This window comes from Mesorhizobium sp. BHscii (genome assembly GCF_053848065.1).
In genome coordinates, this window is sequence record NZ_JBSPKW010000009.1 from 15,557 (window position 1) to 41,931 (window position 26,375).

The following is a 26,375-nucleotide window of genomic DNA, read 5'->3' on the forward strand; positions in this document are numbered from 1 at the left end:
GGCGAGTTTGTTAATCACAAACACGCGGTGGTTTTGGCGTGTCATTCTCGAAGTGCCGGAGGTACTTGATGAAGCGACGGCATGGATTCCTCCGCCCCTGGGCCTACGGTCCGGAAACCCTCTTCTGCATCATATTCGCAGCGGCCCTGTCGATCTGCCAACCGCTCGTGCGGGCTGACACGGCGCCTGTGACGGTCGGTGGCCCTTTCACGCTCACGGCGCCGGACGGAACGACGGTCACCGATGAGACTTATCGCGGCAAATGGCTGCTGGTTTTCTTCGGCTATACGTCTTGCCCCGATATCTGTCCGACGACTCTGTCCGAAATCGCCGCGGCGATTGAGGAACTCGGTCCCGACGCCGCAAATCTGCAGCCGCTCTTCATCACCGTCGATCCCGAACGCGACACGCATGAGGTGATGGGAAGCTTTACCGCGGCGTTCGATCCGCGCATCGTCGGACTGACCGGCAGCCCGCAACAGATCGCTGCGGTTTCGGAGGCATATGGCGCCTATGGTGTGGCGCGCCAGGGTGAGGTGGGCGGTGACGACTACCTAATGGACCACGGCACCTACATCTACATTATGAACCCACAGGGGCAATTCGTGGAGGGGCTAGACTCTGACACGCCAAGCAGCGGCATTGCCGCTAGGTTGGGTGAGCTGGTGCGATGACGCGAGCCCCGGGATGATGGAGATCACGATTATGAAGTTGATCGATGCGTAGAAGTTGCCATCCGGAAGGAGAGCGGCGATGCAAAGGCATACAAAGGAAGCTTCGGAGCTTAAGGCATTGATCCTCGCGGATCTTCATAAGGAGCCGGGGTGCGGGCACGTTACCGATTTTGTGATTCAGCGGCTCGAAACCAAGGAGAACGGGGCAAACTGGACTGTCAAATATCTGGATCCTAATCAAGATAAGGTCTGCGAGACGATACTGATAAACATCGCGCGAATGTTGCAGCTCAACTTCGACCTTCCTGAACGCGGGTCGTGAGGAACGATGCGAGCAGGATCCGCGCGCATCGCGCTTCGACATAGTTCGGATGCAAGCAGGGGAATCGGGCGATGGCGGAACCCACAGCGTTGCACACCGGCAAACGTGGCGGCGTAAAGAACGTCATTGCGCTGCCGCAATTTGGACCTCCGATGACCGGAGATGCGGGCGATAAGGCCAATGGGCAAGGCCGTATCTTGGGGCCAGGCAATATGAGTTATGACGGTTTCTTTGCAGATGCGATCGCGCGTCTGCAGGAGGAACGGCGCTACCGTGTGTTCGCGGACCTTGAGCGCATTGCCGGACGCTTTCCCAATGCCGTGTGGCATTCCCCGCATGGACCGAAGGACGTCGTGATCTGGTGCTCCAACGACTATCTCGGGATGGGACAACACCCAAAAGTGGTCGCTGCCATGGTGGAGACTGCTACCCGCCTGGGAACGGGGGCCGGCGGGACGCGCAATATCTCCGGTACCAGCCATCCGCTCCTAGAGCTCGAGAGCGAGCTTGCCGATCTTCACGGCAAGGAGGCGGCGCTGGTCTTTACGTCCGGCTATGTTTCGAATCAGACTGGCATCTCGACCATCGCCAAGCTGATCCCCGGTTGTCTGATCCTGTCCGATGCGCTCAACCACAATTCGATGATCGAGGGCATCCGCCAGTCCGGTACGGAGAAGAGCATCTTCCGCCACAACGACGTCGATCATCTCGAGGAATTGTTGAAGGCGGCGGGTCCGGACCGGCCAAAACTCATCGTCTTCGAAAGTCTCTATTCGATGGGCGGCGACGTCGCGCCAATCAATCGCATTTGCGAAATCGCCGATCGGTACGGCGCAATGACCTATCTCGACGAGGTCCATGCTGTGGGCATGTACGGCCCTCGCGGCGCCGGCATCGCCGCGCGCGACGGCGCCATGAACCGGATCGATGTGATCGAAGGCACGCTCGCCAAGGCCTTCGGCTGCCTCGGCGGCTATATCACGGGAAGTGCTGTGCTGATCGATGCGGTTCGTTCCTATGCTCCGGGTTTCATCTTCACCACTGCGTTGCCGCCGGCGATCTGCGCAGCGGCCACAGCGGCGATCCGGCATCTGAAAACCTCGCAGTGGGAGCGCAAGCGCCAGCAGGACCGCGTTCGGCGGGTCAAGGCGGCGCTGGGTGCCGCTGCGCTGCCGGTCATCCTGAGCGACACCCATATCGTTCCGGTGGCAGTCGGCGATCCGGCGCATTGCAAAGCGGCGAGCGACCTGCTGCTGAGCGATCACGACATCTATATCCAGCCGATCAATTATCCGACCGTGGCGAAGGGAACTGAGCGGCTGCGCATCACGCCGACACCTTGTCATGAGGACATCATGATTGATCGGCTCGCAGCAGCTTTGTTCGATGTCTGGAATCGGCTCGGGCTGCCACGGGACAATCTCGCCTGAGCGGCCGAATGAAGCTTCGCCGTTCCCAGAAGATTAGGTCTTAAGGATCAAGGAAATGGCTGCCAAGGAGATCATGTTTTCGTTCGAGGCTCGCGACAGAATGCTGCGCGGCATTGACACCCTGGCGAATGCGGTGAGCGTCACGCTTGGCCCGCGGGGGCGCAACGTCGCGATCGGCAGGGAGCACGGCGCGCCGCGGGTCACGAAGGACGGCGTGACCGTCGCCAGGGAAATCGAACTCGACAACAAGTTCGAGAACATGGGCGCCCAGATGGTGCGTGAGATAGCAACAACAACCTCCTATCAGGCCGGCGACGGCACGACCACCGCCGTCGTGCTCGCGCATGCGATCGCCCGGGAGGGCGCCAAGGCGGTGGCCGCCGGCATGAATCCCATGGACCTGAAGCGCGGCATCGATCTCGCGGTCGAAGCCGTCGTCGCGGAACTCAAAAACAATGCCACGAAGGTCACCTCGAACGTCGAGATTGCGCAAGTCGGCACCATCTCGGCCAACGGCGACAGGGAGATCGGCCGCTGCCTCGCCGACGCCATGAAGAGGGTCGGCAATGACGGCGTGATCACTGTCGAGGACGGGACGTCGCTCGAAACCGAACTCGAATTCGTCGAGGGCATGCAGTTCGACCGCGGCTATATCTCGCCCCATTTCATCACCAATCGCGCAAAGATGCGGGTCGAGATGCAGGATGCCTATGTCCTCATCAGCGAGAAGAAACTGTCCAGTCTGAACGAAATACTGCCGCTGCTGGAGAAGGTGGTGCAGGCCGGCAAGCCGCTGCTCATCATCGCCGATGATGTCGAGAGTGAGGTGATGGCGGCGCTGGTGGTCAACAAGTTGCGCGGCGCTCTCAAGGTTGCAGCCGTGAAGGCGCCGGCCTACGGAAACCTCCGCAAGGCGATGCTGCAGGATCTCGCACTGATGACCGGCGCAACGGTGATCTCGGAGGATTTGGGCATCAAGCTCGAGCATGCTTCCCTCGATATGCTCGGGCGCACCAAGAAGGTGATGATCGACAAGGCAAACACCACGATTGTCGGCGGCGCCGGCAAGCGGGAACGGATCGAGGCCCGCATCGCCGAGATCAAGCTCGAGCTTGCGGAAACCACCTCCGATTTCGACCGCGAGAAGCTCCAGGAGCGGCTGGCCAGGCTCGCCGGTGGCGTCGCCGTTATCCGGGTCGGCGGTGCAACCGAGGTCGAGGTCAGGGAGAAGAAGGATCGCATCGATGACGCGATGAACGCGACAAGAGCCGCGGTTGCAGAGGGCATTCTCCCCGGCGGTGGGGTCGCCTTGCTGCGCGCCGGCAGGGCGCTCAAGAAGCTCAAGGGCAGCAACGAGGACCAGCAGGTCGGCATCGCGATCGTCAGGAAGGCGATCACCTGGCCGGCTCGGCAAATCGCGATCAATGCCGGCCTGGAAGGCTCGGTCGTCATCGCCGGGATCCTCGAAAACGACGACAACGCCTATGGCTACGATGCCCAATCGGGCGTGTACGGGGATCTGGTGTCAAAGGGCATCATCGACCCGGCCAAAGTGGTGCGAACGGCGCTCCAGGGCGCAGCCTCGGTGGCAGGCCTCCTCATCATGACGGAGGCCATGGTGGCCGAAGTGCCTGGCCCGCCGCCGCCGGAGCTTCCCGGTCACGAGCATCATCATCACGATATGGATTTGGATTTTTGACCGCTTCGCGGTCGTAATCCGGGCTCGCGGCAATCAACAATGATCTCGTCCGCTATCGAGGTGAGACAAATGGTCGAGGATCACGGTATCCAAGGTCGGCTCATGGCGCGAAGTTGCCGACCGAGATGGGTCAAAGTGGCACGATTTGCCATCTGGAGCCGGAGCGAAGTCAACAGAAATGCGGCCATTGAGAGGAATATCTCTAGGTCGCAACCACCGTGACAACTTATATCATTTCTCGGTCATGCGGCCTTATATCCTAGGTTTTGTAACAATTTGCCCGTCTCCCAACAATCGGAGCCAATTGCAGATCTGTCTCGTTGGCCAAACTCAGTTAATGCCAGAAGCTATCGCGCTTGAACATGGCGCGATAGCTTCTGGCTGCCTCTACTAAATATCCGGCTGCTGCACTTTCACCGGCCGGACTTTCCGCTGACGGAGGTCAGGGCCATGAGCAAGCTTCGCGCGTCCGGCCAGATATGTCTGTCGGCGCTGCTCGGCAATTCACCTCGTTTCTCCATCTCATAGATCGTGCTGTCAGCGAATGGGACGATCAACCTGAGTTCATGCCGCCTTATGGTCCGTGGCAGGCCCGTCAGAACCGTTGCGGGACCGGAGCAGCCCACCGGATCGCTGTCCTCATCCTCGTGATTGGGCATCAATCGAGTGGGAGTAAGGGGCAATCGGTCGGTGCTATTCGGCGAGCAAGGCCAGATCATTGCAGTCGGCTGTTGTGTCGCAGCACGAGGCCGACTGCGCCGAGCAATGCGTCGTTCTCTGTGTGCTTGCCAACAATTATCCGCGTGCGCAGGGCGGGCGCGACATCGCGGGACTTGATGAGCGTGTGGCGTTCATATGACGCGATCAGCGGTGCCAGGAGAGTATCGCCCGCCAAAGCCATGCGGCCACCGATAATGATGAGTGGCGGATTGATCACCGAGCCGATCAAGCCAAGACCACGGCCGGCGAACTCGGCGGTGTCCTCGATCATCCGCAGCGCCCCGACGTCGCCCTGTTCAGCCATCATGATCACCTCGTCCATCGTGACCGGCCGCCGCACGATGCGCGAAATCTGCTCGAGCGGCCGGGCAAAGCTCGCATAAAGCTCGAGGCAGCCGCGATTGCCGCACCGGCAAAGATCGCCGCTGGGATCCACGCTGATGTGCCCGAATTCGCCGGCACCGCCGGCGATGCCAGTCACCAGCCGGCCATGCTGGACAATGGCCCCGCCGACGCCCAGATCGATCTTGAACAGCACGAAATCATCTTGGCCGACAGCCGCGCCCCACATCAGCTCCGCAATGGCCGAGCAGTTGCTCTCGTTGTCGGCGAAAATCGGCTGTTCGAGAACCGGCCCGAACACATCGCGGATGTTGACCCCGGCCCAGGTCGGAACAATACTCGCACGCTGCACCACTCCTTCGCGGCTGACAGGGCCCGAGACGGAAACCCCAACCCCCAGGAGCCCCGCCATCGGCAGACCGTTCTCTTCGTAGCATTGGGCAATTGCTGACTTGGCGAGCTGGGCCGCCTGTTGCGGTTGGTAGTCCAGACCCATGGGGATAGTTTGTTCGGTAATGACAGAATGCGAGACGTCGGCGACAACGCACCGCATCTCATCGAGGCCTAGGTGGATCCCGATACAGGTGCCCGCAGCGGGATTGAGTGTCAATGTCGTCGCAGGCCTGCCGATACCCCTGATCCCGTCATGGGGGGTCGAGGATTCGATCACCATCCCGGACTTTCTCAAGCCATTGAGCGCGGTTGAAACCGTCGACCGCGCCAAACCGGTGATGCGGGTAATTTGCGACGCAGAAAGCACGCCGCGCTCACGTAGACATAGAACGATCAGGCTCTCCGGTGATGCGGAGGGTCTGTCGATCAGCCAATTTCTAAGCGAAGGTTTGTTCATGATGAGCACAAAGGACGTTGACTGATAGCTCAAATATGTCATCTTGGAAAGAACGGAGATTACTGCATCTCCGTCTGCGACGAGCTCAAATTGCGTCCACAGGCGGTCGATACGAACCGTAACATCACATGGGAGTGAAACGATGGAATACCTGAGGACGGCCCTTGCGGCCGCTACGGCGTACACCTTTGTTGCGGGAGCCGCGTTCGCAGAGCCCAAGACCAACCTGTTGCATCAATGGGCGACCGGATCGGACGCCCAGGCTATCGCCAAGCTCGGCGAGATGTTTACCGCCAAGGGTGGCACCTGGCAGCAGACCTCCATCGCGGGCCACACGGCCAACACGCTGGCGAAATTGCGCGCCGACGTGATCGCCGGCAATGCACCCCCCGCGGTGCAGCTCAAGGGACCCGAGATCGCCGAATGGAACGAGACCGGCATGACAGCCAATCTCGACGAACTGGCGACAGCGGAAAATTGGGAGAAGGTCGTCGCTCCCGAATTGCTGCCGGTGATGAAGCCGACCGGCAGCTGGGTAGCGGCGCCGATGAACATCCATCGCATCAACTGGCTGTGGGCATCGCCGAAGGTCATGCAGGAAGCAGGCGTCGCCGAAGTGCCGAAGACATGGACAGACTTCAACGCCGCCTGCGACAAGATCGTGGCGTCAGGCAAAATCTGCATCTCGCACTCGACCGCCGACTGGACCGATTCGACGGTCTTCGAGGTCGTGGTCTACGGAATGGATCTCGATCTCTTCAAGAAGGCCTTCGTCGAGGGTGACGTCGAGGCAATGCGCAGCGACGGCATGGTCAAGGCCTTCGAGCAGTTCCGCACGATGACGACGAAATATATGGACCCCGGCATGAACGGGCGCGACTGGGATACCATGTCGCATCTGGTCGGCCGCGGCGAGGCCGCTTTTCACATCATGGGCGACTGGACGCTCGGCCTGCTCACGGCCGGCGGCTTCAAGGAGGGCACCGACTATGTCTGCGCCCAGGCGCCGACTGATTGGGGCAAGCCGGGCTTCATCCTGAATTCCGACTCGGTCGTGTTCTTCCAGCAGAAGGATCCGGACTATGTCGAGGGGCAGAAACTGCTCGCCAGCACCATCCTATCGCCCGAGTTCCAGACGATTTTCAATCAGACCAAGGGCTCGATCCCGGCCCGTCTCGACGTCAATCTTTCGAACGGATTCAACCCCTGCCAGCAGCTCTCCCAGAAGGACCTGCAGGCGTCGATCGATGGCGGCACGCTTGTCCGTTCGATGGCGCATAACATGACGATCCCGCAGAAGGTGCGCGGTGCGATCATGGATACCGTCACTGAATTCGTCGCGACGCCGGATATGACCGCGCAGGACGCAGCTAGTGCCATGGCTGATGCGGCCGAAGCGCAGATGTGAAGAAGCTGCCGATGATGGCCGGGCGGCGGCGCGCCCGGCCTGACTTCGCCGGAGCAGCCGATGTCCACACATGACCTGACTGTACCGGTTGCGTCTCCCGCAACCCCGTGGCGGGAGCGCCTGGGCACGATGGTGCCCATTCTGGTGCTGGCGCCGTCGCTTGCGGCGAGTTTCATCTACGTCTTCGTCTTCACGATTTGGACGCTGTATCTCTCGCTCTCCAACTCGTCGCTGATGCCGACCTATGGGTTCGTCGGTCTGGACAATTATGCTTCGCTCTGGGCGAACCGGCGCTGGAACATCGCCTATACCACCCTCTTCCTGTTCAGCGGCTTCTATATTGTCGGCTCGATGGCCATCGGACTGCTTCTGGCGATCCTGATCGACCAGCGCGTTCGCGGCGAGGCGGTTTGGCGTACCATCTTCCTCTACCCGCTGGCGGTGTCCTTCATCGTCACCGGTACGGTGTGGAGCTGGCTCTACAATCCCGTCGACGGCATCCAAGGCTTCGTGCGGGGGCTCGGCTGGACCGACTTCAGCTTCGCCCTGACGGCCAACCGCAACACCGCGATCTATGCGGTGATCATAACCGGTATCTGGCAGTCGTCCGGCTTCGCAATGGCGCTTTTCCTGGCTGGCCTGCGGTCGGTCGATCCGGATATCGTCAAAGCAGCCCAGATCGACGGTGCGTCGGTTTCCCGAACCTATCGGAAGGTCATCCTGCCGACGATCGCCCCGATTTTTTTGGCGGTGGCGGTCATTCAGATCCAGTTCGCCATCAAGACGTTCGACCTGGTGGCGGCGTTGACGCGGGGCGGGCCAGGTGTGTCCACTACATTCCCGGCGATCTACGTCTACGACCTGATGTTCCAGCGCGGGCAGATCGGCGAGGGTGCCGCTGCGGCGATGATGATGCTCGCCGCCCTTGCGGTTGTGCTGGTGCCCTATTCCTTGTGGATCGTTTGGCGCAGGCGGGCGGAGGGCCGCAATGGCTGAAATTGCCCCCAACCCCCGGCATGATCCCGAAGCGGCGGCGGCTACGCGGCGATATTTCTGGAACCGCTTTCTTACCTATGCGGTGCTGACGCTTTTCGCTGTCATCTACCTGGCACCGCTGCTGGTCGTGGTCTTCAACTCGTTGCGGGAGCAGTCGGAGATTGCCCGCAACGGCCTCATCTCGCTGCCGCGCAGCTTCCGTCTCGATGCGTGGGCGGAGGCTTGGGGTACTTACTGCGTCAGCGGCACCTGCGAAGGCATGAAGCGCAATTTCTTCAACTCGCTCTGGATGACGATTCCCGCGACGGTCATCTCCACGCTTCTCGGCGCCATGAACGGCTATGTGCTGTCGAAATGGCGCTTCAAGGGCTCGGAAATTCTGTTCAATCTGATGCTGCTCGGCGTCTTCATGCCCGGCCAGATCTCGCTGATGCCGTGGGCGTTCCTGCTCGGCAAACTCGGCCTAACCAATTCGACATACGGGCTGGTCTTGATTCACGTCGTCCAGGGCATTTCGTTCACGACCCTGTTCTGCCGCAATTTCTACGTCAGCATACCGGACGACCTCATCAAGGCGGCACGCATCGACGGCGCCGGCTTCTGGCGGATTTTCCGCAAGATCATCCTGCCCCTGTCGCCGCCGATTTTGATCGTCACCGTCATCTGGCAATTCACGGGCATCTGGAACGAGTATCTGTTCGGGGTCGTCTTCACCTCCGGCCAGCAGCAGCCGATTACGGCGGCATTGGTCGCGCTCACTGCCGGCGGCACGACCGCACGTGCTTACGATGTGATGAGCGCAGCCGTGCTGATCGGCGCGCTGCCGCCGTTGCTGATCTACCTGTTCGGTGGAAAATACTTCGTGCGCGGCCTGACGCAGGGCGCCATCAAATGAGGCATCGCCCATGTCCGCGCTGATGATCCGCGACCTTCACAAGAGCTATGGCGGCCTCGAGATTCTGGCCGGCATCAATCTCGAGGCGCGGACCGGGGAATTCATCGCCCTTGTCGGTCCCTCCGGCTGCGGCAAGTCAACCTTGCTCGCCATGATCGCCGGCCTGGAAACCGTCACGTCGGGTGAGATCTGGATTGGCGACCGACTGGTGAACTCCGTGCAGCCCAAGGACCGCGACATAGCGATGGTGTTCCAGTCATACGCCCTCTATCCCACCATGACGGTGCGCCAGAACATCACCTTCGGCATGGAAAGCCGAGGCGTGCCCAAAGCGGAGCAGGCAGAAGCGGTAAAGCGGGTTGCCGCACTCCTGCAGATCGAGCAGTTGCTCAACCGCAAGCCCGGGCAATTGTCGGGTGGCCAGCGGCAGCGCGTTGCGATGGGGCGCGCCCTGGTACGCGACCCGAAGCTGTTTTTGTTTGATGAGCCCTTGTCCAACCTCGACGCCAAGCTGCGCGTGGACATGCGCACCGAAATCAAGAAGCTTCACCACCGCGTCGGCAAGACGACTGTGTACGTCACCCACGATCAGGTCGAGGCGATGACGCTCGCGTCCCGCATTGCGGTGATGAACCAGGGCTCGGTGCAGCAGTTCGACACGCCGAAGCGGATCTATGACCGGCCGACCAACATGTTCGTAGCCGGTTTCATGGGATCGCCGGCGATGAATTTCATCCCCGCCCGGCTTACCGGCACAACCAGCATCGCGGTGCGCGCTGCTGACGGCAACGACGCCACTCTTGCCCTTGCCGCTCCGCTGCCTGTCGGTGCGCCAAAGGACGTGGTGCTGGGTGTTCGGCCCGAACACATCTACCGCTTCACGACCGACTTGAAGTCGCGCAAACCGGCTGTGCAGTCGATGCAGGCGCCCGTCGAACTGGTTGAACCGACCGGGGCCGAGACACTTGCCGTCCTCAGGCTAGGCGACCTGGAGATCACTGGCCGTTTCGAGCCGGATGACGCTCCCATCATGGGCGAGACGATAACGCTCGGCATCGACATGTCGCGCGCCTGTCTGTTCGATCCAACAACCAAGGCGCTTCTGTGATCTGATGTCCAAACAATTCGCGACTTATCCGAGCTTGACCGATCGCGTCGTGCTGATCTCCGGCGGTGCCTCCGGGATCGGGGCCGATATGGTCCGTGCTTTCGTGGCGAATGGCGCCCGCGTGAGCTTTCTCGATGTGCAGGATGAACCCGCGGAGGCATTGGTGCGCGAGCTCGGTGGTACCGCCAAGCAGGCGCCGTTGTACCTCCACTGCGACGTGACCGACGTCGCTGCGCTGCAGGCGTCGGTCGAAGGCGTACGCGCGCAGCTTGGTCCGGTCGCCGTTCTGGTGAACAACGCTGCCGATGATCATCGCCATGCGGTTGACGCGGTGACAGCCGAATATTGGGATCGCAGCTTCGACGTCAATCTCCGGCATCACTTCTTCGCCGCGCAGGCGGTGCATCCGCATATGAAGGAACTCGGCTTCGGCTCGATCATAAACTTCTCTTCTATCGCCTGGCGTTTCGGGGCGGACCAGATGGTGGCTTATGCCACCGCCAAAGGCGCTGTGGTGGCGCTGACGCGCGCGCTGGCGCGGTCGTTCGGATCCGACAACATCCGCGTCAATGCAGTCGAACCCGGCGCTGTCATCACCGAGCGGCAGCGCGCGTTGTGGTTCAAGACGCAGGACGCGATCGACCAGACGGTGCAGCGGCAATTGATCCGCCGCGTCCTGCTGGGCGAAGAGATTGCACGGACCGTGCTCTTCCTTGCCGCCGATGACAGCCGCATGATCACGAAGCAGTCCATCGCCGTGGATGCGGGTCTGCGCTGATGCGATCGCTTCCACATCTTTCAAAGGGACTACCAAATTGATGCTTCGTCTCGGCCTCAATCCTTACGGACTGACCTACCATCTCGGCTTGCAGGGCCGCGGTACGCCGAGGCACAATCCGGATGGGGCGGGGCTGGAAGGCTTCATAGCGCTCGCGCAGGAACTCGGCGCACGCACGCTCGAGATCTACGAACCGTGGTTGACCGATTTGCCGGACGCCGAGGTCGTCGACCTGCGCAGGCGTCTGACCGCGCAAGACATCGTCCCGGTGGTAAGTGGCGGACTTCTCGTGGCAGGTCCGTTGGACAACGCATTTCGGGCTGCGCGCCTGCTCGAGGCGACAACGATCCGTATCGCACTGACCCCAGTCCTGTGCGGCGACCGCAACGTCTGGGGCGCGAAATGGAGCGAGTTCAACGCGACGATCCGCGCTGCCTTGACGGAATGGGGACCGCGTGCGGCGGCTGAGGGCCGCGTGCTCGGCATCGAGAACCATCAGGATTTCGGCAGCGACGAACTGGTCGCGTTCTGCGAACTCGGCGGGCCCGGTGTGGGCATTACCTACGATACAGGCAACGCGTTCCCTGTCGGCGAGGCACCGCTTTCCTTCACCCGGCGGATCGCGCCGCATGTCCGCCACGTTCACCTCAAGGACTATCGCGTGCAGTTCACGGATGAGGGCTACCGTCTGGTCCGCTGCGCGATCGGCGATGGCGCCGTGCCATTCGCTGAACTGGCAGCCATCCTCGCCGAGCACCATGATACGCTGACGGCCGTGCTCGAGCCAGGCGCGCTGGAGGCCCGTCACGTTCGCTGTCTCACCGACGACTGGTGGAACGGATATACGCCGAAGACCGCGCGCGAGTTCGCGGCCTGCCTGAGTGCTGCGCGCGTGAACCGTCTTGCGGACGACGCCGACTACCGGACGCCATGGGAGCGCGACGATGACGGCGCGCTCGTTTCGTATGAGCTCGACATGATCCGGCGCAGCGCCGCCAACATGAAGAAGTTCGATTTCATTGCAATGGAGAAATCAGCATGACTGCCCGAGAACTCAGCGGCCTGACTGCCTTCGTGACTGGCTCGGGACGCGGCCTCGGCCGTGTGATGGCCGAACGCTTGGCCGAACTTGGCGCAAACGTCGCTATTCACGATCTCGATTGGACCCGGCCATCCCAATATGGCGAATTCGCAGACCTCGGCGAATCCGCCAGGGGTTTGGAAAGGCATGGGACACGAGTGACCGCGGTCACGGGCAACATCGGCGACAAGCAAGCCGTCGCCGAAATGAAGAGGAAGATCGAGGCGGACCTCGGCGATGTGCATGTTCTGGTCAACTGCGCCGGCGGCGACATCGGCGCCAAGGGGGTAAAGCCCAGTCCCAACAACGCGCTCGACATCGACTATGATGACATCAAGGTTCTGACCGAGAACAATCTTATCGGTACGATGCTGGTCTGCCAGGCGTTCATTCCGCCTATGGTCAAGCGCGGCTCAGGCTCGGTGATCAACATTGCCTCGGCGGCAGCGCATATCGGATGCTCGCCGGAGGTGGTCTACTCCACGCTTAAGGCTGCCGTCGTCCATTATACGCGCTGCCTGGCCAAGGAATTGATCGACGATGGCGTGCGCATCAATGCGGTGAGCCCCGGCGCCACCAAGACGGCACGCTTCCAGGCGAGCCGCGTCGTCGATCCGGAGCGTATGGACTCAAGCAAGAAATCGCTGAACCGATATGCCGAGCCCGAAGAGATCGCCGAAGCGGTCGCCTTCCTCGCCGGTCCGCGCGCGCGCTTCATCAATGGGCAGGTCATTCGCGTCGATGGCGGTTTCACCATCTTCCCAGGTTAAAGCGCGGCCGTTCACACCGGAAACTGTCGGGCTGAGCGCACCCCAATGAACAGGGCCACGACGGCCCATTGCCGACCTTACTTCGCCGCTGGGTTGCGACGTGCTCGCGGAGCCCAGGGATCGACGGTGAATTTCGGCAACACGACAATTCTCTTGGCGACACGCTGACGTTACAGCCCGCCTGTATGCACCCACGCAATGGCTCAGATTTGTCTGGGTTCGGTCTACTCGGCGCCCTGAAAGCGAAGATTTCCGGATCGAGGCGCTTGGGCCACCGTGCGCCTGGGCAGAGCGAACCGGTGCGGTCTTTAAGCTCAAGAGGCGCAACATTAGAGGGGAACAGATGAGGCAAGAGAACGACATTCAGAAGTTGGTGCGCACGCTGCGTGCTCGAGCACCTGACGACGCGGCTGAATTGCTAGCCCGAGAGTCTCCCGAGTTCATCCGCGACGCACTAAAGTTGTTACCGGATAGGCACGCCCGGAAGGTGGCGGAGTATTTGCCACCGCAAAGGAGGCCCATCAAAACTCATACCGACGGAAAGGATCTCGCGATCCCCGAGGCAATCGTCGAGCTGATGGACCCGATCCCCGCCAGCGTTGCTGTCGGGACGACGGTAGCCGCCGCGGTCGAGGCCGTCAGGCGCGCGCAGGTGCCGACCGAGTTGACTTACCTCTACATCACGGACGAGGGCGATAAATTGGTTGGCCTGGTGGTCTTGCGCGATCTGATGCTGAGCGAGGCCGACGCGACGGTGGATCAGATCATGCTGGCAAGTCCGTTCGCCCTTCACGTCGATATGCCTTTGAGCGAAGCCTGCAAGGCGGCGGTACGCCGTCACTACCCTGTCTATCCTGTGGTGGACGCGGAGAACCGGCTGCTCGGGCAGGTTCGCGGCTGGCGGCTGTTCGAGCAGCAAATCATCGAGATTTCTGCCCAGCCTGGCCAGATGGTGGGTGTCCAGAAGGAGGAGCGTTCTTTCACGCCGCTGTTTTCAGCCTTCTTGAAACGTCATCCGTGGCTGCAGCTCAACCTGCTGACGGCCTTCATAGCCGCTTTCGTGGTCGGCTCGTTCACAGGCACGATCGAGAAGATCGTCGCCTTGGCGGCGTTCCTCCCGGTGTTGGCCGGACAGAGCGGAAACACCGGCTGCCAGGCGCTGGCTATTACGCTGCGTGGCCTCGCCTTAGGGGATGTGGACAAACGACCGAAGCTGCACCTGGTGCTGAGGGAGGGAGCGCTCGGGATCGCCAACGGCCTGCTCGTCGGTCTCGTGGCGGCCGCGGCCATGTGGTTCTACGCCTCGCAGCAACCGGAGTCGGCATCCCAGGCGCCCATGCTGGCACTTGTGATCCTGCTCGCCATGTCCGGATCGTGCCTCATGTCCGGGATCTCCGGCGTGCTGATCCCGTTGGGCCTGCGGCGGGTCGGCGCCGATCCGGCCGTGGCTTCCGCGATCTTCCTTACCACGGTGACCGATATTGTAGGCATGGGCCTGATGCTGGGGCTGGCCACTACGCTCGTGCTGTAGTGGGTCGCGGCCGCGGACGCGTGCCGACATTAAGGATGGCGTTGGCGGGATCACCGCCGTGAGGTTGTAGGGGCTTTGAATGGTGGTTGAGCAGGTTGGGACACAGACGGATTTTGCGCGCCGCTTGAGCGCCGGGCTGGGCGTTCTGGCCCAGGAACTGACCGCAGGTGTGACGACGGCTGGCGTAGCGCTTCCAATGTGCATCTCCTCCGGCGTCCTTGCCCTTTCGCCGCTCGGCGAGGATCGGGTGGCGGAAGGCGCGCTTGCCGGCGTCATCGCGGCCATTGCCGGCGGCATCGTCGCTTCCGTGTTTCAACGGTCGTCCTTCGTGACGACCATGCCCAGCAACTCACTGATCCAGGCCAGCCTGCTGGGATCCCTGCTCGTCGCTCTCGACGGCAACACGACCCAGGCGCTGCTTGCCTTCGTCGGATGCGTGATGCTGGCCGGCTTTTGGATGATCTTCATCGGGGCGACCGGACTCGCCCGAATCGTCAAGCTTGCCCCCCACCCGGTTGTCGCCGGGTTCATCTCGGGGGTTGGCATCCTGATCATCAAGAGTCAGACCCCGGTGCTTCTCGCGGTCTCGTCCTGGAGCGGGGTCGCAGCGGCAGATTTCAGCCTCGCCACTCTGACAAGACTTCCCTTTGGTCTTGCGCTGATCGCGACCATGGTGGTGATCACGCGACATGCACCCAGGATTCCGGCGCTGCTTGCCGGCCTGCTGATCGGCTATCTGATCTACCATGCTGCCCGTCTGTGGGCGCCCGGCATTGAGCTCGGCCCCGTTGTCGGCACGATCGATCTGGGCGGTTGGGCGCCGATAGGCCTACACGACGCTGCCATCGCACTCCGGCTCGGGTTCGGAGATATCTGGTGGACCCTGATCGCCGGCTCGTTGACCCTGGCGATCGTGGGAACGCTTGACACGGTCTTCACCCTGCGCACGGCGCGCAATCTGGCTGACATTCAGATCGGTCCGGACCGCGCCCTTGTCGGGCTGGGCATCGCCAACCTTGTCTCCCCTATTATGGGCGGGCTGTTCGTCTCCACGTCAGCCTCGCTGACTGCCGCCAACCATCGTGCCGGTGGGCGCACGCGCGCCTCGACATTTGCGAGCCGGGCGGTGCTGCTTGCGGCCATCCTTGCGTTCCCGGGTCTGATCTTCTCGATGCCGCTGGTTGTGCTGGCCGCCATTCTGGTTTTCGTCGGCATCAATACCATAGACCGTTGGGCGCTGCGGACCGCGCGCCAGGCACTCTTCGGCAAGGATGCGACGGGCCGCATCCAGGCACAGCGCAATATCGGCGTAGTCGCTACGGTGGCGCTCGCCACAGTGCTTGGCCAACCCGTTGTCGGCGCCGTGGTCGGCGTGGCGCTGGCCTGCATCGTCTTCATGATCGAAATGAACCGGCCCGTGGTGCGGCGAAAGGAGATAGTCGGCAAGACGCGCTCCAGGCGCATCCGTTCCACAGCTCAGAACGAGTTGCTGGCGGCCCACGAGCGGGAGCTTGCAGTCTTCGAGCTGCAGGGGGTGCTATTCTTTGGCAATGCCGATGAGCTCGCGGAGGAGATCGACCGGCTGCCCATCGCCGTGCGGGTGATCATTCTCGATTTCCGCGCCGTCAGCGACATCGACGCCTCCGGCGCATTGACATTGCAGCAGATCGCCGCTCGGTGCGCCAGGCGTGGTCAGCGGTTGTTCTTCAGTGACCTCAAGGATGCCCAGGTTCTGGAGGAGTGCACGTCGCAACCTAATGGACCGAATATCTACCCCGACCTCGAAACAGCGCTGGAGCGCTTCGAAGAGGAAATCGTGCAGCGGACCGACAGTGCAGCCCGCTCCGTGATAGAGGTGCCACTCGAACGCACCGATTTCGGCATGACCACGCAGCCGGAAGATTTGAAGGTGCTGATGAGCTATCTCGACCGCGTCGAATTCCCGAAGGGCGCAGTGCTGTGCCGCGCTGGCGATCCGGCGGACCGACTGTGGATGCTGACGCGCGGCTGTATCAGCGTCTGGGTAACTACGCCTGGTGGGCGGCGCCGGCTGGCGAGCATCGGGGCTGGATGCACAGTGGGGGAAATGGGTTTCCTGACCGAGCGACCACGCTCGACGGACGTGATCGCCGACGAGGACGTTGTTGCCCATAAGCTGACCTCGTCGGCGTTCAACAAGATAACAAAGGCCAGGCCGCACATTGCGCAGGCCGTCCTGAGAAGCATCGCCCGCCAGCTCTCCGACCGCTTGCGCAACGCGACGGAAGACCTTCGGATGAGCTACATGTGACACTTGATGCGTCAGGCGGCGACCAGATATGCGCAGAATCGCGCAAACAATATTGATCTTGTCGGCTGCGCGATCCACGGCTGATTATGATTTGGCTTAGTTGCCGTTTGTAGCGAATACTTGCTCGAAGTCCAGCAAGCTGAGAAGATGCTTGGCCAACCAGGGTAGCCGAAATGCGAATGAACCCGATAGTTTGTTGCGCAGCTGCAACAGCTGCTGAAGACTCGGAAGGTTTTGTGACAGTTCTGTCGATTTTTTTCGTGCAGGCGTGCTAGATCGCTGCACTAGTCGGGTTGGGGTGGGTTTCTCGGCATGCATTCCTCGTTTTCAATGATCTTCGGCTTCGCCGCGGCGCTGCTTTGCACCGGCATATCGCCGGCCGGCGCACAAGGTCTCTATCCGGCCTATGACGATGCTTTTTCAGCCCGCATCGCCAGTCCGGCCGATAACGGAACGCTCGCCCAGTTCGTCACGGTTGCCGTCAACGCCGGGCAGTACGATCAGGCGATCTCGTCGGTCGAGCAGTATCTCATCAAATATCCCCGCGATGCCCGCGCCCGGCTTGCGGCCAGCCGGTTGTACTATCATGTCGGCTCCTATGAATTGGCCCGGCGGCAGGTGCAGTACGGCATCGAGGTCGGGGGCCTGTCCGCGGCTGAGCAGCAGGAAGCTGTTCGCCTGCTTGCCCGCATCGAGAGCGCGTTGCGTGGCGTCACCTGGGAACTCGCCCTGACCGGCGGCGTGTTCAGCGCATTCACCGATTTTGAGTCCGGCGGGGCCCAGGACGACGACAGCTTCGTCTCGCCCTATGGGCGGGCGGAAGGCTTTGTGCGATGGGACCTCGGCACGCCAAGTGCCGACGCTCTCGTTCTTTCAGGGTCGTTGACGGCGACACAGCGTTTTTTCACGGCAGACCTGTCGGTTCCGGGTAGCAAGGAGACTTTCATCCACGGCAACGCCGCGATCACCTGGGACAAGGGGCTGCCCAACAGTGGGATCGATTCGCTGCGCCTGCTGCTTTCGGCGTTTACCGTTACAGATCGTTTCGACAGCGATATCCACGAAACCGGCATCGGCCTCAGTGGACGCTTTCTTGTGCGCCCGACCGTGGAGACGACCCTTTTTGCAGGCGGCGGCTACATCGATCTAAGCGCCTCGCAAGGCATTTTCGCCGATAGCAGGGTCTTCTATGAGGCAGGCGGCAGCTACCGCTTCCGCAATGGCCAGGCGCTCGGATTGCGCCTGGTCGGCTCGAATGACTTCGCCTCCGGATCTGGCGAAATCGGCCACAGCTACATGGGCGAGATCCGCTACGGCGGCCTGTTGATGAACGTACCGGATCTTTTCGCATGGTCGCACCAGGTCGCCTTCTCGGCCGGCCACAGCGACACTCCCGATCTGTCCGTTGGCATCGGCACAAATATCAAGAGCGACTTCTGGCGCATTGCCTCGGAAAGCGATTTTCAGCTCACGGAGTCGCAGAAGATCAGCGTCGATCTCGCCTATCGCGAAATCAACTTCGACGTCGCCAGCCGCGACCGAAAATCGTTCGAAATGCTCATGAGCTACACGTTGACGCTCAATTGAAAGAGGCCGCGATGAGGACCCCGTACCGTCAGATCGCCATTTATGTCGCCTGCCTTGGCTTTGCGGCACCATCCGCCGCTGAAACGATCGGGTCGATGACGGCCTACCAGACCAACATCGTCCGCAATGACAGCGGGACGATGAGTGTCGGTGCCGGCGTCGAACTCGGCGATCAGTTGCGCAGCAATCCCACTGGTCTTGGAATGTTGGTGTTCCGGGACGAATCGAGCGCCAAGATTGGTCCGAACACCAGCCTGACGATCGATGAATTCGTCTACAATCCGGGCTCCGGATCGGGAAAGATCGACGTCGGGATGAACAGCGGCCTGGCCCGTTTTTATGGCGGCCAGATTTCCAAAGGCGGCGTCATGCAGGTTGCGACGCCGCATATGGTGCTCGGGGCCAGAGGCGGCATCATCGAAGTGCTGGTGGCAGCCGGCCAGACCGTCGGCATACTGCGCGCCGGCCGCATGACCTGCACGATGAATGGCAAACGGCTGGTCATCACCAACCCGGGCTACGCCTGCACATCGGAAAATGGCAAGCTGCTGACCGGCTACGGCGGAATCGACACGTTCCCGATATTGGACAGCATCGACCGGATAGCCGGCACCGGTCTGCCAGGCGCACCGGGTCCTGGATTGGACGTAAGCGCGATTTGTGCGTCGGCACTCGGCGGCTCGCTCAAAGCCTGCGAGTCCACCGACGGCGCATTGCCAGGCGTGGTCATGGAGTTCCCCGACAGCCTAACGCCACCCGTGGGCGGCGGCGGGGATAACGGTGGGTGTGAGGGTGAGGGTTGCTGCTATCCAGACTGCAGGTAGACCCGCCCGACCGGCATGAGCCCCGTGTTCGATTGGCGGCAAGCTGCCAGGCGCAAAATATCCGGTCTCGTGGTCGTGCTCTTGCTGCTCGCTTGCCATTTGGCTTTCGACGGGCCGCTGTCGCGCCTGCGCGAACGCACGTACGACTTCTACCAGTTTCTCGCCCCGCGCCAGGCGACGAGCAATCCTGTCGTGATCGTCTCGATAGACGACGCCAGCCTCAAGGCACATGGGCGATGGCCTTGGAACCGTGGCCTTTTGGCTGATCTGGTCGATGGCATCAGCGGGTCTGGTGCCGCGGTGATCGGGCTTGCGCTGGTGCTGCCCGAGGCCGACACCTCGCCTGACGGTATCGCCGGAGACAAGCGCCTGGCAACGGCGCTGTCGAAAAACCGGACGGCGCTTGCCGTCAGCCTGGGCAACGAGGCGACGGTTTCAGAAGCAGAGCCCAAAGCCGGCTGGTCGATTGTCGGGCAAGTACCCGACACACTTCCCGGCTTCACCGGCCTGACCGGCTCGCTTGCCGAATTCTCGAGCGCCGCTGCGGGCCTCGGCGTAATTCGCACCTTGCCCGATACCGACGGCGTACTACGCCATGTGCCGCTGCTCTGGCTCCGAAATACGGCTCAAGGCGTTCAGCTCTGGCCGTCCTTCGCGCTCGAACTCCTGCGCCTCTACGCCGGAGAGAACGGCTACGTAGCCCGGATGAATGCCGCCGGGTTTGACGCGCTCAGGATGGCCGGGACCATCGTGCCACTCGAGCCGCAGGGCAGCATCCGCCTCTGGGAAACCGACACCAATACGCCACGCATATCTGCCGGTAGTATTCTTTCGGGCCGCGGCGATCCGCTGCTGCGGAACGCCATCGCCATTGTCGACCTGTCGGCCGTGGGATTGACGCAGTACCTGCCAACCCCGACGCGTCCGGCGCGACCAGGCGTGGACATCCACGCTGATGCAATCGGCCAGATGCTTGCCGCGCGCTATCTTGCAGAGCCGACGCAAGCGCGTACGCTGGAGCGGCTGTGGTTGGTCCTCAGTGGCATCGTTTTCATCGGACTTTCGGGAGTTCTCGCCCAGCGTGTCATGCTTGGCGCCCTCGCTCTGGCGCTCCTTGTTGCCACGCCCTTCGCGTTCGGCGCTCTCGAATACAGCCTGCAGGGTAAGCTCTACGACCCACTACAGCCAGCGCTTGCGACGATCCTCTTAGCAGGCTTCGAAGGCTATGTCCTCTACAGGCGCAGCGAGCAGCGCCGGTCCACCCTGGCACGGCAGTTTTCCCAATATCTGTCGCCCTCCGTGGTGCAGCGCCTCGCAAATTCGGATACCGAAGCGATCCTGTCCGGAGAGAAGCGCGAGATCACAATCCTGCTGAGTGACATACGCGGCTTCACGGCGATGAGCGAACAACTCGATGCACAAGAAATCGCAAAGGTGGTCAATCACTTCCTCGGCCTCGCGACCGATGAGATACTCAAGCGCGACGGGACCATCGATAAGTTCATGGGCGATGCCGTGCTAGCCTTCTGGAACGCGCCGCTTGACCAGCCAGATCATCGCGAGCGTGCGCTCGAAGCGGGGCTTGCCCTGATCGAACGGGTGAAGCGCGAAAACGCCGCGTTCACGGCGCGCGGGCACCCCTCTATCCAAATCGGCGTCGCTATCGAGACTGGCATCTGCTCCGTCGGGAATTTCGGCTCCGAACGGCGCTTCGATTACACCGCGATCGGCTCGCCGGTGAACCGCGCGGCACGGCTCGAGTCAACCACCAAAAAGCTGAGGATCCCTCTGGTGCTTGGTCCCGGATTTGCGCAAGGAGCATCGATGCCGGTTGTGCAGGCAGGCGCCTTTGAACTCCAAGGCTTCAAGGGCGAGGTGTCGATTTTCACCGTTCCGGAGATACACCCCTCGTCACAATCCGCCAAGGAAGTCGTGTGATGTTTGGCACCGGTTCAACTCGCCATCTCATTGGCCGGCGAGCGAAAGCCAAGGGCGGCGGAAATACGATGGGCGGCCCGGGCTACCATATCGCCCAGTTCGCTTATGCGCTCTTCCGGCACCCGGTTTTCCGGGGCAGCGATGTTCAGCGCCGCGATTATCTTGCCCGGTGCCACGAACACCGGTGCGGTGATCGAAATCAGATCGTCGTTGATCTCGCCGCGACTGACGAAAAACTTCGCCTTGCGGATTTGCTCGAGCCCGCCCCTTAGAAGCCGAGGATCGGTCACAGTTTTTTTGGTGAAGCGCTTCAACGGGCCGGAAAGAATGGCCTCGCGCTCCTTATCATCCATATGGGCCAGGAACGCCTTGCTCGAACCGGCATGTAGCGGACGCCGGCGGCCGACAATCGCATTGACGCGAAGGTCCCGCTTCGGCTCCCATTTGGCGACGCAAAGGCTTTCCTGGTCATCGCGGATTCGCAGCTGGGTGGTTTCGCCGATCTCCTGACCGAGTTCTTCCAGAACAGGGTTTGCAATGCGGATCAGGTCCATCTGTTCGCTGGCGGCGTGGCCGAGCATCAGCGCGGCGAGGCCGAGACGATAGCCTTTTCCATCCGATGACCGCGCCAGCAGACCGCGTCGCACCAGCGTCTGCAAAAGCCGGAAAGCACGTGCCTTGCTGTCGCCAGAACGCCGCGCGATTTCGGAAACGCCAAGATCGGCCTCTCCGGCCACAGTCTGCAGCAAGCTGATCGCGCGATCGACGGAATCGACTGTGTACCGGGTGTCTGCCTGATCGGTCATTTCTCGTTTCCTCGCCAAAACTCTCATGCTGAAGCCTAAACGAGAAAATTTGTCTCGTCTAGTGAAACAACGGTTTATCTGTATTGACAAACGGAGGAGCTTTAGTTTCAACTCGCCGTCAGGAAGGAGGCCGGCACCGTCAGCGGATCCTAGGCTGGGCTCGATGATGGCAAGCGGCAGCAGAAAAGAACTCCTCCGACGGACCTATCCAGAGTGGACACGGAGAGAACCAATGATGAACCGGACAATATCGCGCCGTGCGCTGATGCAATGGGCGCTCGGGGGTGCCGCTGTCTTGCAAGGCATTAGCTGGACGGGGTTTGCCCAGGCCGCGGCAAATGGCCAGCTGCGGATCGGCATGGCTGCTCCGCCGACGACGCTAGACCCGCATCTGAAGAGCAATGCGCCGAACAACGCGCTTGCCACCCACATCTACGACACGCTTGTCATCAACGACGAGAAATCGATCTCCAGACCGGGGCTCGCGACGGCCTGGCGCGTGGTCGACGACACCCATTGGGAGTTCGACCTGCGGCCCGACGTGCGCTTCAGCGACGGCGAGCCGCTCACCGTAGACGACATCGTCGTCTCATTCGACCGGGCCAACACCATCGAAAGCACGGCGTCGTTCCGGACCTACACGCGCAACATCAACTCGATCACCTCGCCCCAACCCGGCAAGCTTCTCATCGAAACCAAACAGCCGGAGCCGCTTCTGCCCAACTCCCTCAGTCGCATTCGCATCATCCGCGCCAAGTTCAAGGATACCCCTAGCGATCAGTTCAACAACGGCACCGCGGCGATCGGCACCGGCCCGTATGTGCTGAAGGAATATGTTTCCGGCAACCGTATCGCGCTTTCCGCCAATCCAAACTACTGGGGACCGAAGCCTGCTTTGCCGGACGTCGAGCTCCGCATCGTCACCGATGCCGGCGCGCGGCTTGCCAACCTGCTCGCCGGCGATCTCGATCTCGTTGAACAGGTGCCCTACGAGGGTGTTGCTCGCGTCGAAAAAGACGAGCGCTTTCACATCATTCGCGGCGTCTCGAGCCGGGTCGTCTTCTTCTCGCTGGACACGTTCCGGGACGTCACGCCCTTCATCACTGGCAAGGACGGCAAGCCGCTCGACCGCAACCCGCTGAAGGATCTGCGCGTGCGGCAGGCGCTGTCCATGGCGATCGACCGCAGCGCCATTGTGGAGCGCCTGATGCAGGGCAATGCCATTGTCGCTTCGCAGTTTCTGCCTGCCGGCGCCCCGGGCACCTCGGCTGCCATCAAACCCGTTCCATTCGACGCTGCAAAAGCCAAGGCCCTGCTCGCCGAGGCTGGCTACCCCGAGGGCTTCCGACTGACGATCCACGGGCCCAATGATCGTATCGTCAACGATTCGAAGATCGTGCAGGCCGTGGCCCAGATGTTCTCCCGCATCGGCCTGGAAGTCAGCGTCGAGGTCATGCCCTGGTCGGTTTATGCCGACAAGGCGGATGCCCATGAGTTCAGCATCAATCTGGACTCCTGGGGCGTCAACACGGGCGAAACCTCTAACCCGATGACAGCGCTGGTCGCGACGCAGAACCCGGATGCCGGTATGGGTATTGCCAATTCGGGCCGCTACTCCAACCCCGATCTCGATGCCAAATTGGCTGTGGCGAAGCGGACGCTGGACGATGCCAAACGCGAAAAGATGCTCTCGGAGCTCAGCGAGATCGTCTTCAACGACGTCGCTGTGATTCCGATGCACCACGAGGTCCTCGTCGTGGCTGCCCGGAAGGACCTTCAGTTCACGACGCGGGCCGACCAGTATACGCTGGCGATGAATGCCAAGACTGTCTGAGGAGTTGTAGACTTGACGAGCATCGCCACGGGATCCGTCGCGGATCGCGGTCGCGCTACATACGATCTTGGCGCGACCGCCATCTTTGCTTCCAAATCAGACCCACGCTTCCACTATTGCCTGTATGTACCGCCCGCGGTTGGGGAAGGCGCCCAAGTCGACCTGCTGGTGGCCGTCCATGGCACTGGCCGCACCTCGTTCCTGGGTTTCCGCGACGCGTTCGCCGAGTTCGGACGCTGGAACGACTGCGCCATCTTGTGCCCGGTGTTTCCAATGGGCGTTCTCGGCGACGACGCCCGCAGCGGATACAAATACATGATCGAGGGCGACATCCGCTACGATCAGGTGCTGCTCGCCATAGTCGAGGAAGTTGTCGCGAAATACCGTCAGGACTGGACCCGTTTCGCCATGTTCGGATTTTCCGGCGGCGGGCACTTCACCCATCGCTTCGCCATCCTCCATCCCGACAGGCTCTGGGCGGCGTCGATCGGTGCGCCAGGCTCGGTGACCTTGCTCGATCCCACGCGGGACTGGTGGGTGGGCATTCGCGACCTGGCGGAGAGGTTCGGCATCACCTTCGACGCCGCAGCGCTGGCAAAAGTGCCGGTCCAGATGATCGTCGGCGATGCCGACCTGGAGACCTGGGAAATCACGCATGTCCAAGGCAGCACCCATTGGATGCCGGGCGCCAACGATGCAGGACAAACGAGGCCGGAACGCCTCAGGACGTTGTGTCGATCGTTCGAGGAAGCCGGTGTGCGCGTACGCTTTGATTTGTTGCCCGGGGTATCCCACGAACGCGACGCGGTTCTCGATCCGGTCAAGGATTTCCTGGCCCAGGCGCTCAAGGAACGACGGAACGCCTCAAGATGAACGCAATGATCGTTGCGCCGCAGCCGGAGGCGGTCGAGGCGGGCGCGCTGGTGCTCAAACGCGGCGGCAACGCCGTCGATGCGGCGATCGCCTGCGCTTTTATGCAAGGCGTCGTCGACCCTCAAATGGCCGGCATCGGGGGGTTTGGCTCGATGCAGGTCTACATGCCGCGACGCGGCGTGCACGAGGTGCTTGAATTCTACGCCAGGGCGCCGCTCAAAGCATCGCCTGAAATGTGGAGCGACCTCCTGGTCGGCCAGTCTCGCGATGGCTTCGCCTTTCTGCTGGAAGGCGGCATCAGCGAGATCGGCTACCTCGCCGTCTGCACGCCGGGCAGTATCAAGGGTTATGCCGAGGCGCTGGCGAGATATGGCACTTTTGAATGGGCCGACGTCGTCGCACCCGCCGCCACGCAGGCCAGGCGAGGCTTCATGGTCCGCCCGCATGTCCACTGGTATTGGTCGCAGGACGGCGTCGATACCGGCGAAGTGCGGACGCTTGACAAGCTGCGCTTCAGCAACACGGGGCGCGCAATCTATTTTCGCTCTGACGGCACGGTGAAGCTGCCAGGTGACGTCGTAGTCAACACCGATCTCGCTCAAACGCTCGAGCGCATCGCGGCGGCCGGTCCCGACATTTTCTACAAGGGCGAGATCGCCGAAGAAATCGCCGCCGACATGGCCGCCAACCGAGGCCTCATCGGGACGGATGATCTGGCGTGCTACGAGCTCTCTACCGCGCAACCGCTCTGGGGCGAGTATCGCGGCTACGATATCGCGACCAGCCCGCCGCCCGCCAGCGGCATATCCATGCTGCAATTGCTCCACATCCTCGCGCATTTTGATGTCGGAGCCATGGAGCATGGCGGTGCCGAGCACATCGTCCTGCTGGCAGAGGCGATGAAGCGCATGACCATCGACAAGGACCGCCACCTCGGCGATCCTGCCTATGTTGACGTGCCGATCGGGCGGCTGCTGTCCCGCGATTATTGCGGCGGGCTTGCCGCCGAGATCAAGGCTGGGCTGCGCGCCAGCATCGAGCGCGTCGACGACCGTTCGCCGCGCGAGACGACTCATATTTCGGTGGTCGACCGGGAGGGCAACGCCGTCGCCTTGACCCACACGCTGGGCAGTCCGTCGGGGGCGATCACCGATGGCTTGGGTTTCATGTACAACGGAACGATGAGCCGCTTCGACCCAAGGCCGGGCAGGGCCGGATCGCTGGCTCCCGGCAAGCGGCGGGCCAGCTCTGCGGCGCCCACCATCGTCTTCAAGGACGACCGGCCCGTGATCGTCATGGGAGCGCCCGGCGGCAGCTATATCGCGCCGTCCATGGCGCAGGGCCTGATGAACCTCATTGATTTCAATATGAGCATGCCGGAAGCGGTGGCCGCCCCGAGGATCGTGGCGGTGTCGAATACAATCGACGTCTCCAATCGCATTCCGCGCTATGTCACTGAAGAGATCGAGGGCAGGGGCTACGAGGTGAAGCGCTCCTGGCAAAGTTACGCTTTTGCCGCCCTTCACGGCATCCAGATCGAAGACGGAGTTTGCCGCGGCGGTGCCGATCCGCAGCGCGACGGCATGGCGATGGCGGTGCCGGCGTGATGTGCCGCGCAC

The 26,375-nt window shown here is 61.8% G+C and carries 21 protein-coding genes; 19 read left to right on the plus strand and 2 right to left on the minus strand.

The features are described 5' to 3' along the window. Positions 1-68 precede the first annotated feature (68 nt). The 4 genes from ACWTU7_RS14465 to groL all read left to right on the plus strand — a co-directional run bounded on the left by ACWTU7_RS14465 (position 69) and on the right by groL (position 4,125). The gene (locus ACWTU7_RS14465) at positions 69-674 is read left to right on the plus strand and encodes an SCO family protein (protein ID WP_455838884.1); all 606 of its coding nucleotides are present in this window, start codon (positions 69-71) and stop codon (positions 672-674) included. Positions 675-753: 79 nt separating this feature from the next. Further along, on the plus strand, positions 754-996 hold the full coding sequence (locus ACWTU7_RS14470; RefSeq protein WP_127208050.1) for a hypothetical protein: 243 nt from the start codon (positions 754-756) through the stop codon (positions 994-996). A 212-nt stretch (positions 997-1,208) separates the two neighbouring features. Then, positions 1,209-2,426, plus strand: coding sequence for a 5-aminolevulinate synthase (gene hemA, locus ACWTU7_RS14475; protein ID WP_455839027.1), 1,218 nt, complete (start codon positions 1,209-1,211; stop codon positions 2,424-2,426). Between the two features lie 55 nt (positions 2,427-2,481). Then, positions 2,482-4,125 carry a chaperonin GroEL gene (groL, locus tag ACWTU7_RS14480; RefSeq protein ID WP_455838885.1) on the plus strand — a complete coding sequence of 548 codons (1,644 nt, stop codon included), beginning with the start codon at positions 2,482-2,484 and terminating at the stop codon, positions 4,123-4,125. A 715-nt stretch (positions 4,126-4,840) separates the two neighbouring features. Here groL and ACWTU7_RS14485 read toward each other — a convergent pair. Next, complete coding sequence (locus ACWTU7_RS14485; protein ID WP_455838886.1) at positions 4,841-6,070, minus strand: ROK family transcriptional regulator; 1,230 nt, start codon at positions 6,068-6,070, stop codon at positions 4,841-4,843. A gap of 109 nt (positions 6,071-6,179) precedes the next feature. Between ACWTU7_RS14485 and ACWTU7_RS14490 the strand changes: the two genes are divergently transcribed. The 12 genes from ACWTU7_RS14490 (at position 6,180) to ACWTU7_RS14545 (ending at position 21,243) form a co-directional block, all read left to right on the plus strand. Then, on the plus strand, positions 6,180-7,445 hold the full coding sequence (locus ACWTU7_RS14490; protein ID WP_455838887.1) for an ABC transporter substrate-binding protein: 1,266 nt from the start codon (positions 6,180-6,182) through the stop codon (positions 7,443-7,445). 60 nt (positions 7,446-7,505) lie between these two features. After that, complete coding sequence (locus ACWTU7_RS14495; protein WP_455838888.1) at positions 7,506-8,441, plus strand: carbohydrate ABC transporter permease; 936 nt, start codon at positions 7,506-7,508, stop codon at positions 8,439-8,441. Continuing rightward, positions 8,434-9,336: a carbohydrate ABC transporter permease gene (locus tag ACWTU7_RS14500; RefSeq protein ID WP_127208056.1), complete on the plus strand. Its 903-nt coding sequence runs from the start codon at positions 8,434-8,436 to the stop codon at positions 9,334-9,336. Before ACWTU7_RS14495 ends, ACWTU7_RS14500 begins: the two co-directional genes overlap by 8 nt. 10 nt (positions 9,337-9,346) lie before the next feature. Further along, a complete protein-coding gene (locus ACWTU7_RS14505) occupies positions 9,347-10,444 on the plus strand; it encodes an ABC transporter ATP-binding protein (RefSeq protein ID WP_455838889.1) in 1,098 nt (365 codons plus the stop codon). Between the two features lie 4 nt (positions 10,445-10,448). After that, positions 10,449-11,222 (plus strand): SDR family NAD(P)-dependent oxidoreductase, encoded by a 774-nt coding sequence (locus tag ACWTU7_RS14510; RefSeq protein ID WP_455838890.1) that lies wholly within the window; start codon positions 10,449-10,451, stop codon positions 11,220-11,222. Between the two features lie 40 nt (positions 11,223-11,262). Beyond that, complete coding sequence (locus tag ACWTU7_RS14515) at positions 11,263-12,264, plus strand: sugar phosphate isomerase/epimerase family protein (RefSeq protein WP_455839028.1); 1,002 nt, start codon at positions 11,263-11,265, stop codon at positions 12,262-12,264. Continuing rightward, positions 12,261-13,073 (plus strand): SDR family NAD(P)-dependent oxidoreductase, encoded by an 813-nt coding sequence (locus tag ACWTU7_RS14520; RefSeq protein ID WP_455838891.1) that lies wholly within the window; start codon positions 12,261-12,263, stop codon positions 13,071-13,073. The genes ACWTU7_RS14515 and ACWTU7_RS14520 overlap by 4 nt, the downstream gene beginning before the upstream one ends. A gap of 343 nt (positions 13,074-13,416) precedes the next feature. Then, entirely contained in the window at positions 13,417-14,604 is a 1,188-nt protein-coding gene (locus tag ACWTU7_RS14525; protein WP_051695389.1) for a magnesium transporter, read from the plus strand. A 124-nt stretch (positions 14,605-14,728) separates the two neighbouring features. Further along, positions 14,729-16,894, plus strand: coding sequence for a SulP family inorganic anion transporter (locus tag ACWTU7_RS14530; protein ID WP_455838892.1), 2,166 nt, complete (start codon positions 14,729-14,731; stop codon positions 16,892-16,894). A gap of 312 nt (positions 16,895-17,206) precedes the next feature. Further along, the gene (locus ACWTU7_RS14535; RefSeq protein ID WP_455838893.1) at positions 17,207-18,481 is read left to right on the plus strand and encodes a tetratricopeptide repeat protein; all 1,275 of its coding nucleotides are present in this window, start codon (positions 17,207-17,209) and stop codon (positions 18,479-18,481) included. Then, the gene (locus tag ACWTU7_RS14540) at positions 18,478-19,305 is read left to right on the plus strand and encodes a FecR family protein (RefSeq protein WP_455838894.1); all 828 of its coding nucleotides are present in this window, start codon (positions 18,478-18,480) and stop codon (positions 19,303-19,305) included. Before ACWTU7_RS14535 ends, ACWTU7_RS14540 begins: the two co-directional genes overlap by 4 nt. A 15-nt stretch (positions 19,306-19,320) precedes the next feature. Then, on the plus strand, positions 19,321-21,243 hold the full coding sequence (locus tag ACWTU7_RS14545) for a CHASE2 domain-containing protein (protein WP_455838895.1): 1,923 nt from the start codon (positions 19,321-19,323) through the stop codon (positions 21,241-21,243). A 14-nt stretch (positions 21,244-21,257) separates the two neighbouring features. On the opposite strand, the gene ACWTU7_RS14550 is transcribed toward ACWTU7_RS14545, so the two are convergent. Further along, complete coding sequence (locus tag ACWTU7_RS14550; protein ID WP_455838896.1) at positions 21,258-22,160, minus strand: IclR family transcriptional regulator; 903 nt, start codon at positions 22,158-22,160, stop codon at positions 21,258-21,260. Between the two features lie 121 nt (positions 22,161-22,281). Here ACWTU7_RS14550 and ACWTU7_RS14555 point away from each other — a divergent pair, with 121 nt between their 5' ends. Genes ACWTU7_RS14555 through ggt form a run of 3 tightly spaced genes read left to right on the plus strand, consistent with a single transcriptional unit; the run spans position 22,282 to position 26,363 of the window. Then, positions 22,282-23,883 carry an ABC transporter substrate-binding protein gene (locus ACWTU7_RS14555; protein WP_455838897.1) on the plus strand — a complete coding sequence of 534 codons (1,602 nt, stop codon included), beginning with the start codon at positions 22,282-22,284 and terminating at the stop codon, positions 23,881-23,883. Positions 23,884-23,895: 12 nt separating this feature from the next. After that, positions 23,896-24,756, plus strand: coding sequence for an alpha/beta hydrolase (locus ACWTU7_RS14560; protein ID WP_455838898.1), 861 nt, complete (start codon positions 23,896-23,898; stop codon positions 24,754-24,756). Then, positions 24,753-26,363, plus strand: a complete 1,611-nt coding sequence (gene ggt, locus ACWTU7_RS14565; RefSeq protein ID WP_455838899.1) for a gamma-glutamyltransferase — start codon at positions 24,753-24,755, stop codon at positions 26,361-26,363. Before ACWTU7_RS14560 ends, ggt begins: the two co-directional genes overlap by 4 nt. Positions 26,364-26,375: the final 12 nt, after the last annotated feature.

Bases quoted from the DNA above. Each gene is read 5' to 3' on its own strand.
- ggt (WP_455838899.1), top strand. From the start codon at position 24,753: ATGAACGCAATGATCGTTGCGCCGCAGCCGGAGGCGGTCGAGGCGGGC.
- ACWTU7_RS14495 (WP_455838888.1), top strand. From the start codon at position 7,506: ATGTCCACACATGACCTGACTGTACCGGTTGCGTCTCCCGCAACCCCG.
- ACWTU7_RS14555 (WP_455838897.1), top strand. From the start codon at position 22,282: ATGATGAACCGGACAATATCGCGCCGTGCGCTGATGCAATGGGCGCTC.
- ACWTU7_RS14505 (WP_455838889.1), top strand. From the start codon at position 9,347: ATGTCCGCGCTGATGATCCGCGACCTTCACAAGAGCTATGGCGGCCTC.
- ACWTU7_RS14520 (WP_455838891.1), top strand. From the start codon at position 12,261: ATGACTGCCCGAGAACTCAGCGGCCTGACTGCCTTCGTGACTGGCTCG.
- ACWTU7_RS14465 (WP_455838884.1), top strand. From the start codon at position 69: ATGAAGCGACGGCATGGATTCCTCCGCCCCTGGGCCTACGGTCCGGAA.
- ACWTU7_RS14510 (WP_455838890.1), top strand. From the start codon at position 10,449: ATGTCCAAACAATTCGCGACTTATCCGAGCTTGACCGATCGCGTCGTG.
- ACWTU7_RS14545 (WP_455838895.1), top strand. From the start codon at position 19,321: ATGAGCCCCGTGTTCGATTGGCGGCAAGCTGCCAGGCGCAAAATATCC.
- hemA (WP_455839027.1), top strand. From the start codon at position 1,209: ATGAGTTATGACGGTTTCTTTGCAGATGCGATCGCGCGTCTGCAGGAG.
- ACWTU7_RS14525 (WP_051695389.1), top strand. From the start codon at position 13,417: ATGAGGCAAGAGAACGACATTCAGAAGTTGGTGCGCACGCTGCGTGCT.
- ACWTU7_RS14515 (WP_455839028.1), top strand. From the start codon at position 11,263: ATGCTTCGTCTCGGCCTCAATCCTTACGGACTGACCTACCATCTCGGC.
- groL (WP_455838885.1), top strand. From the start codon at position 2,482: ATGGCTGCCAAGGAGATCATGTTTTCGTTCGAGGCTCGCGACAGAATG.
- ACWTU7_RS14470 (WP_127208050.1), top strand. From the start codon at position 754: ATGCAAAGGCATACAAAGGAAGCTTCGGAGCTTAAGGCATTGATCCTC.
- ACWTU7_RS14490 (WP_455838887.1), top strand. From the start codon at position 6,180: ATGGAATACCTGAGGACGGCCCTTGCGGCCGCTACGGCGTACACCTTT.
- ACWTU7_RS14535 (WP_455838893.1), top strand. From the start codon at position 17,207: ATGCATTCCTCGTTTTCAATGATCTTCGGCTTCGCCGCGGCGCTGCTT.
- ACWTU7_RS14500 (WP_127208056.1), top strand. From the start codon at position 8,434: ATGGCTGAAATTGCCCCCAACCCCCGGCATGATCCCGAAGCGGCGGCG.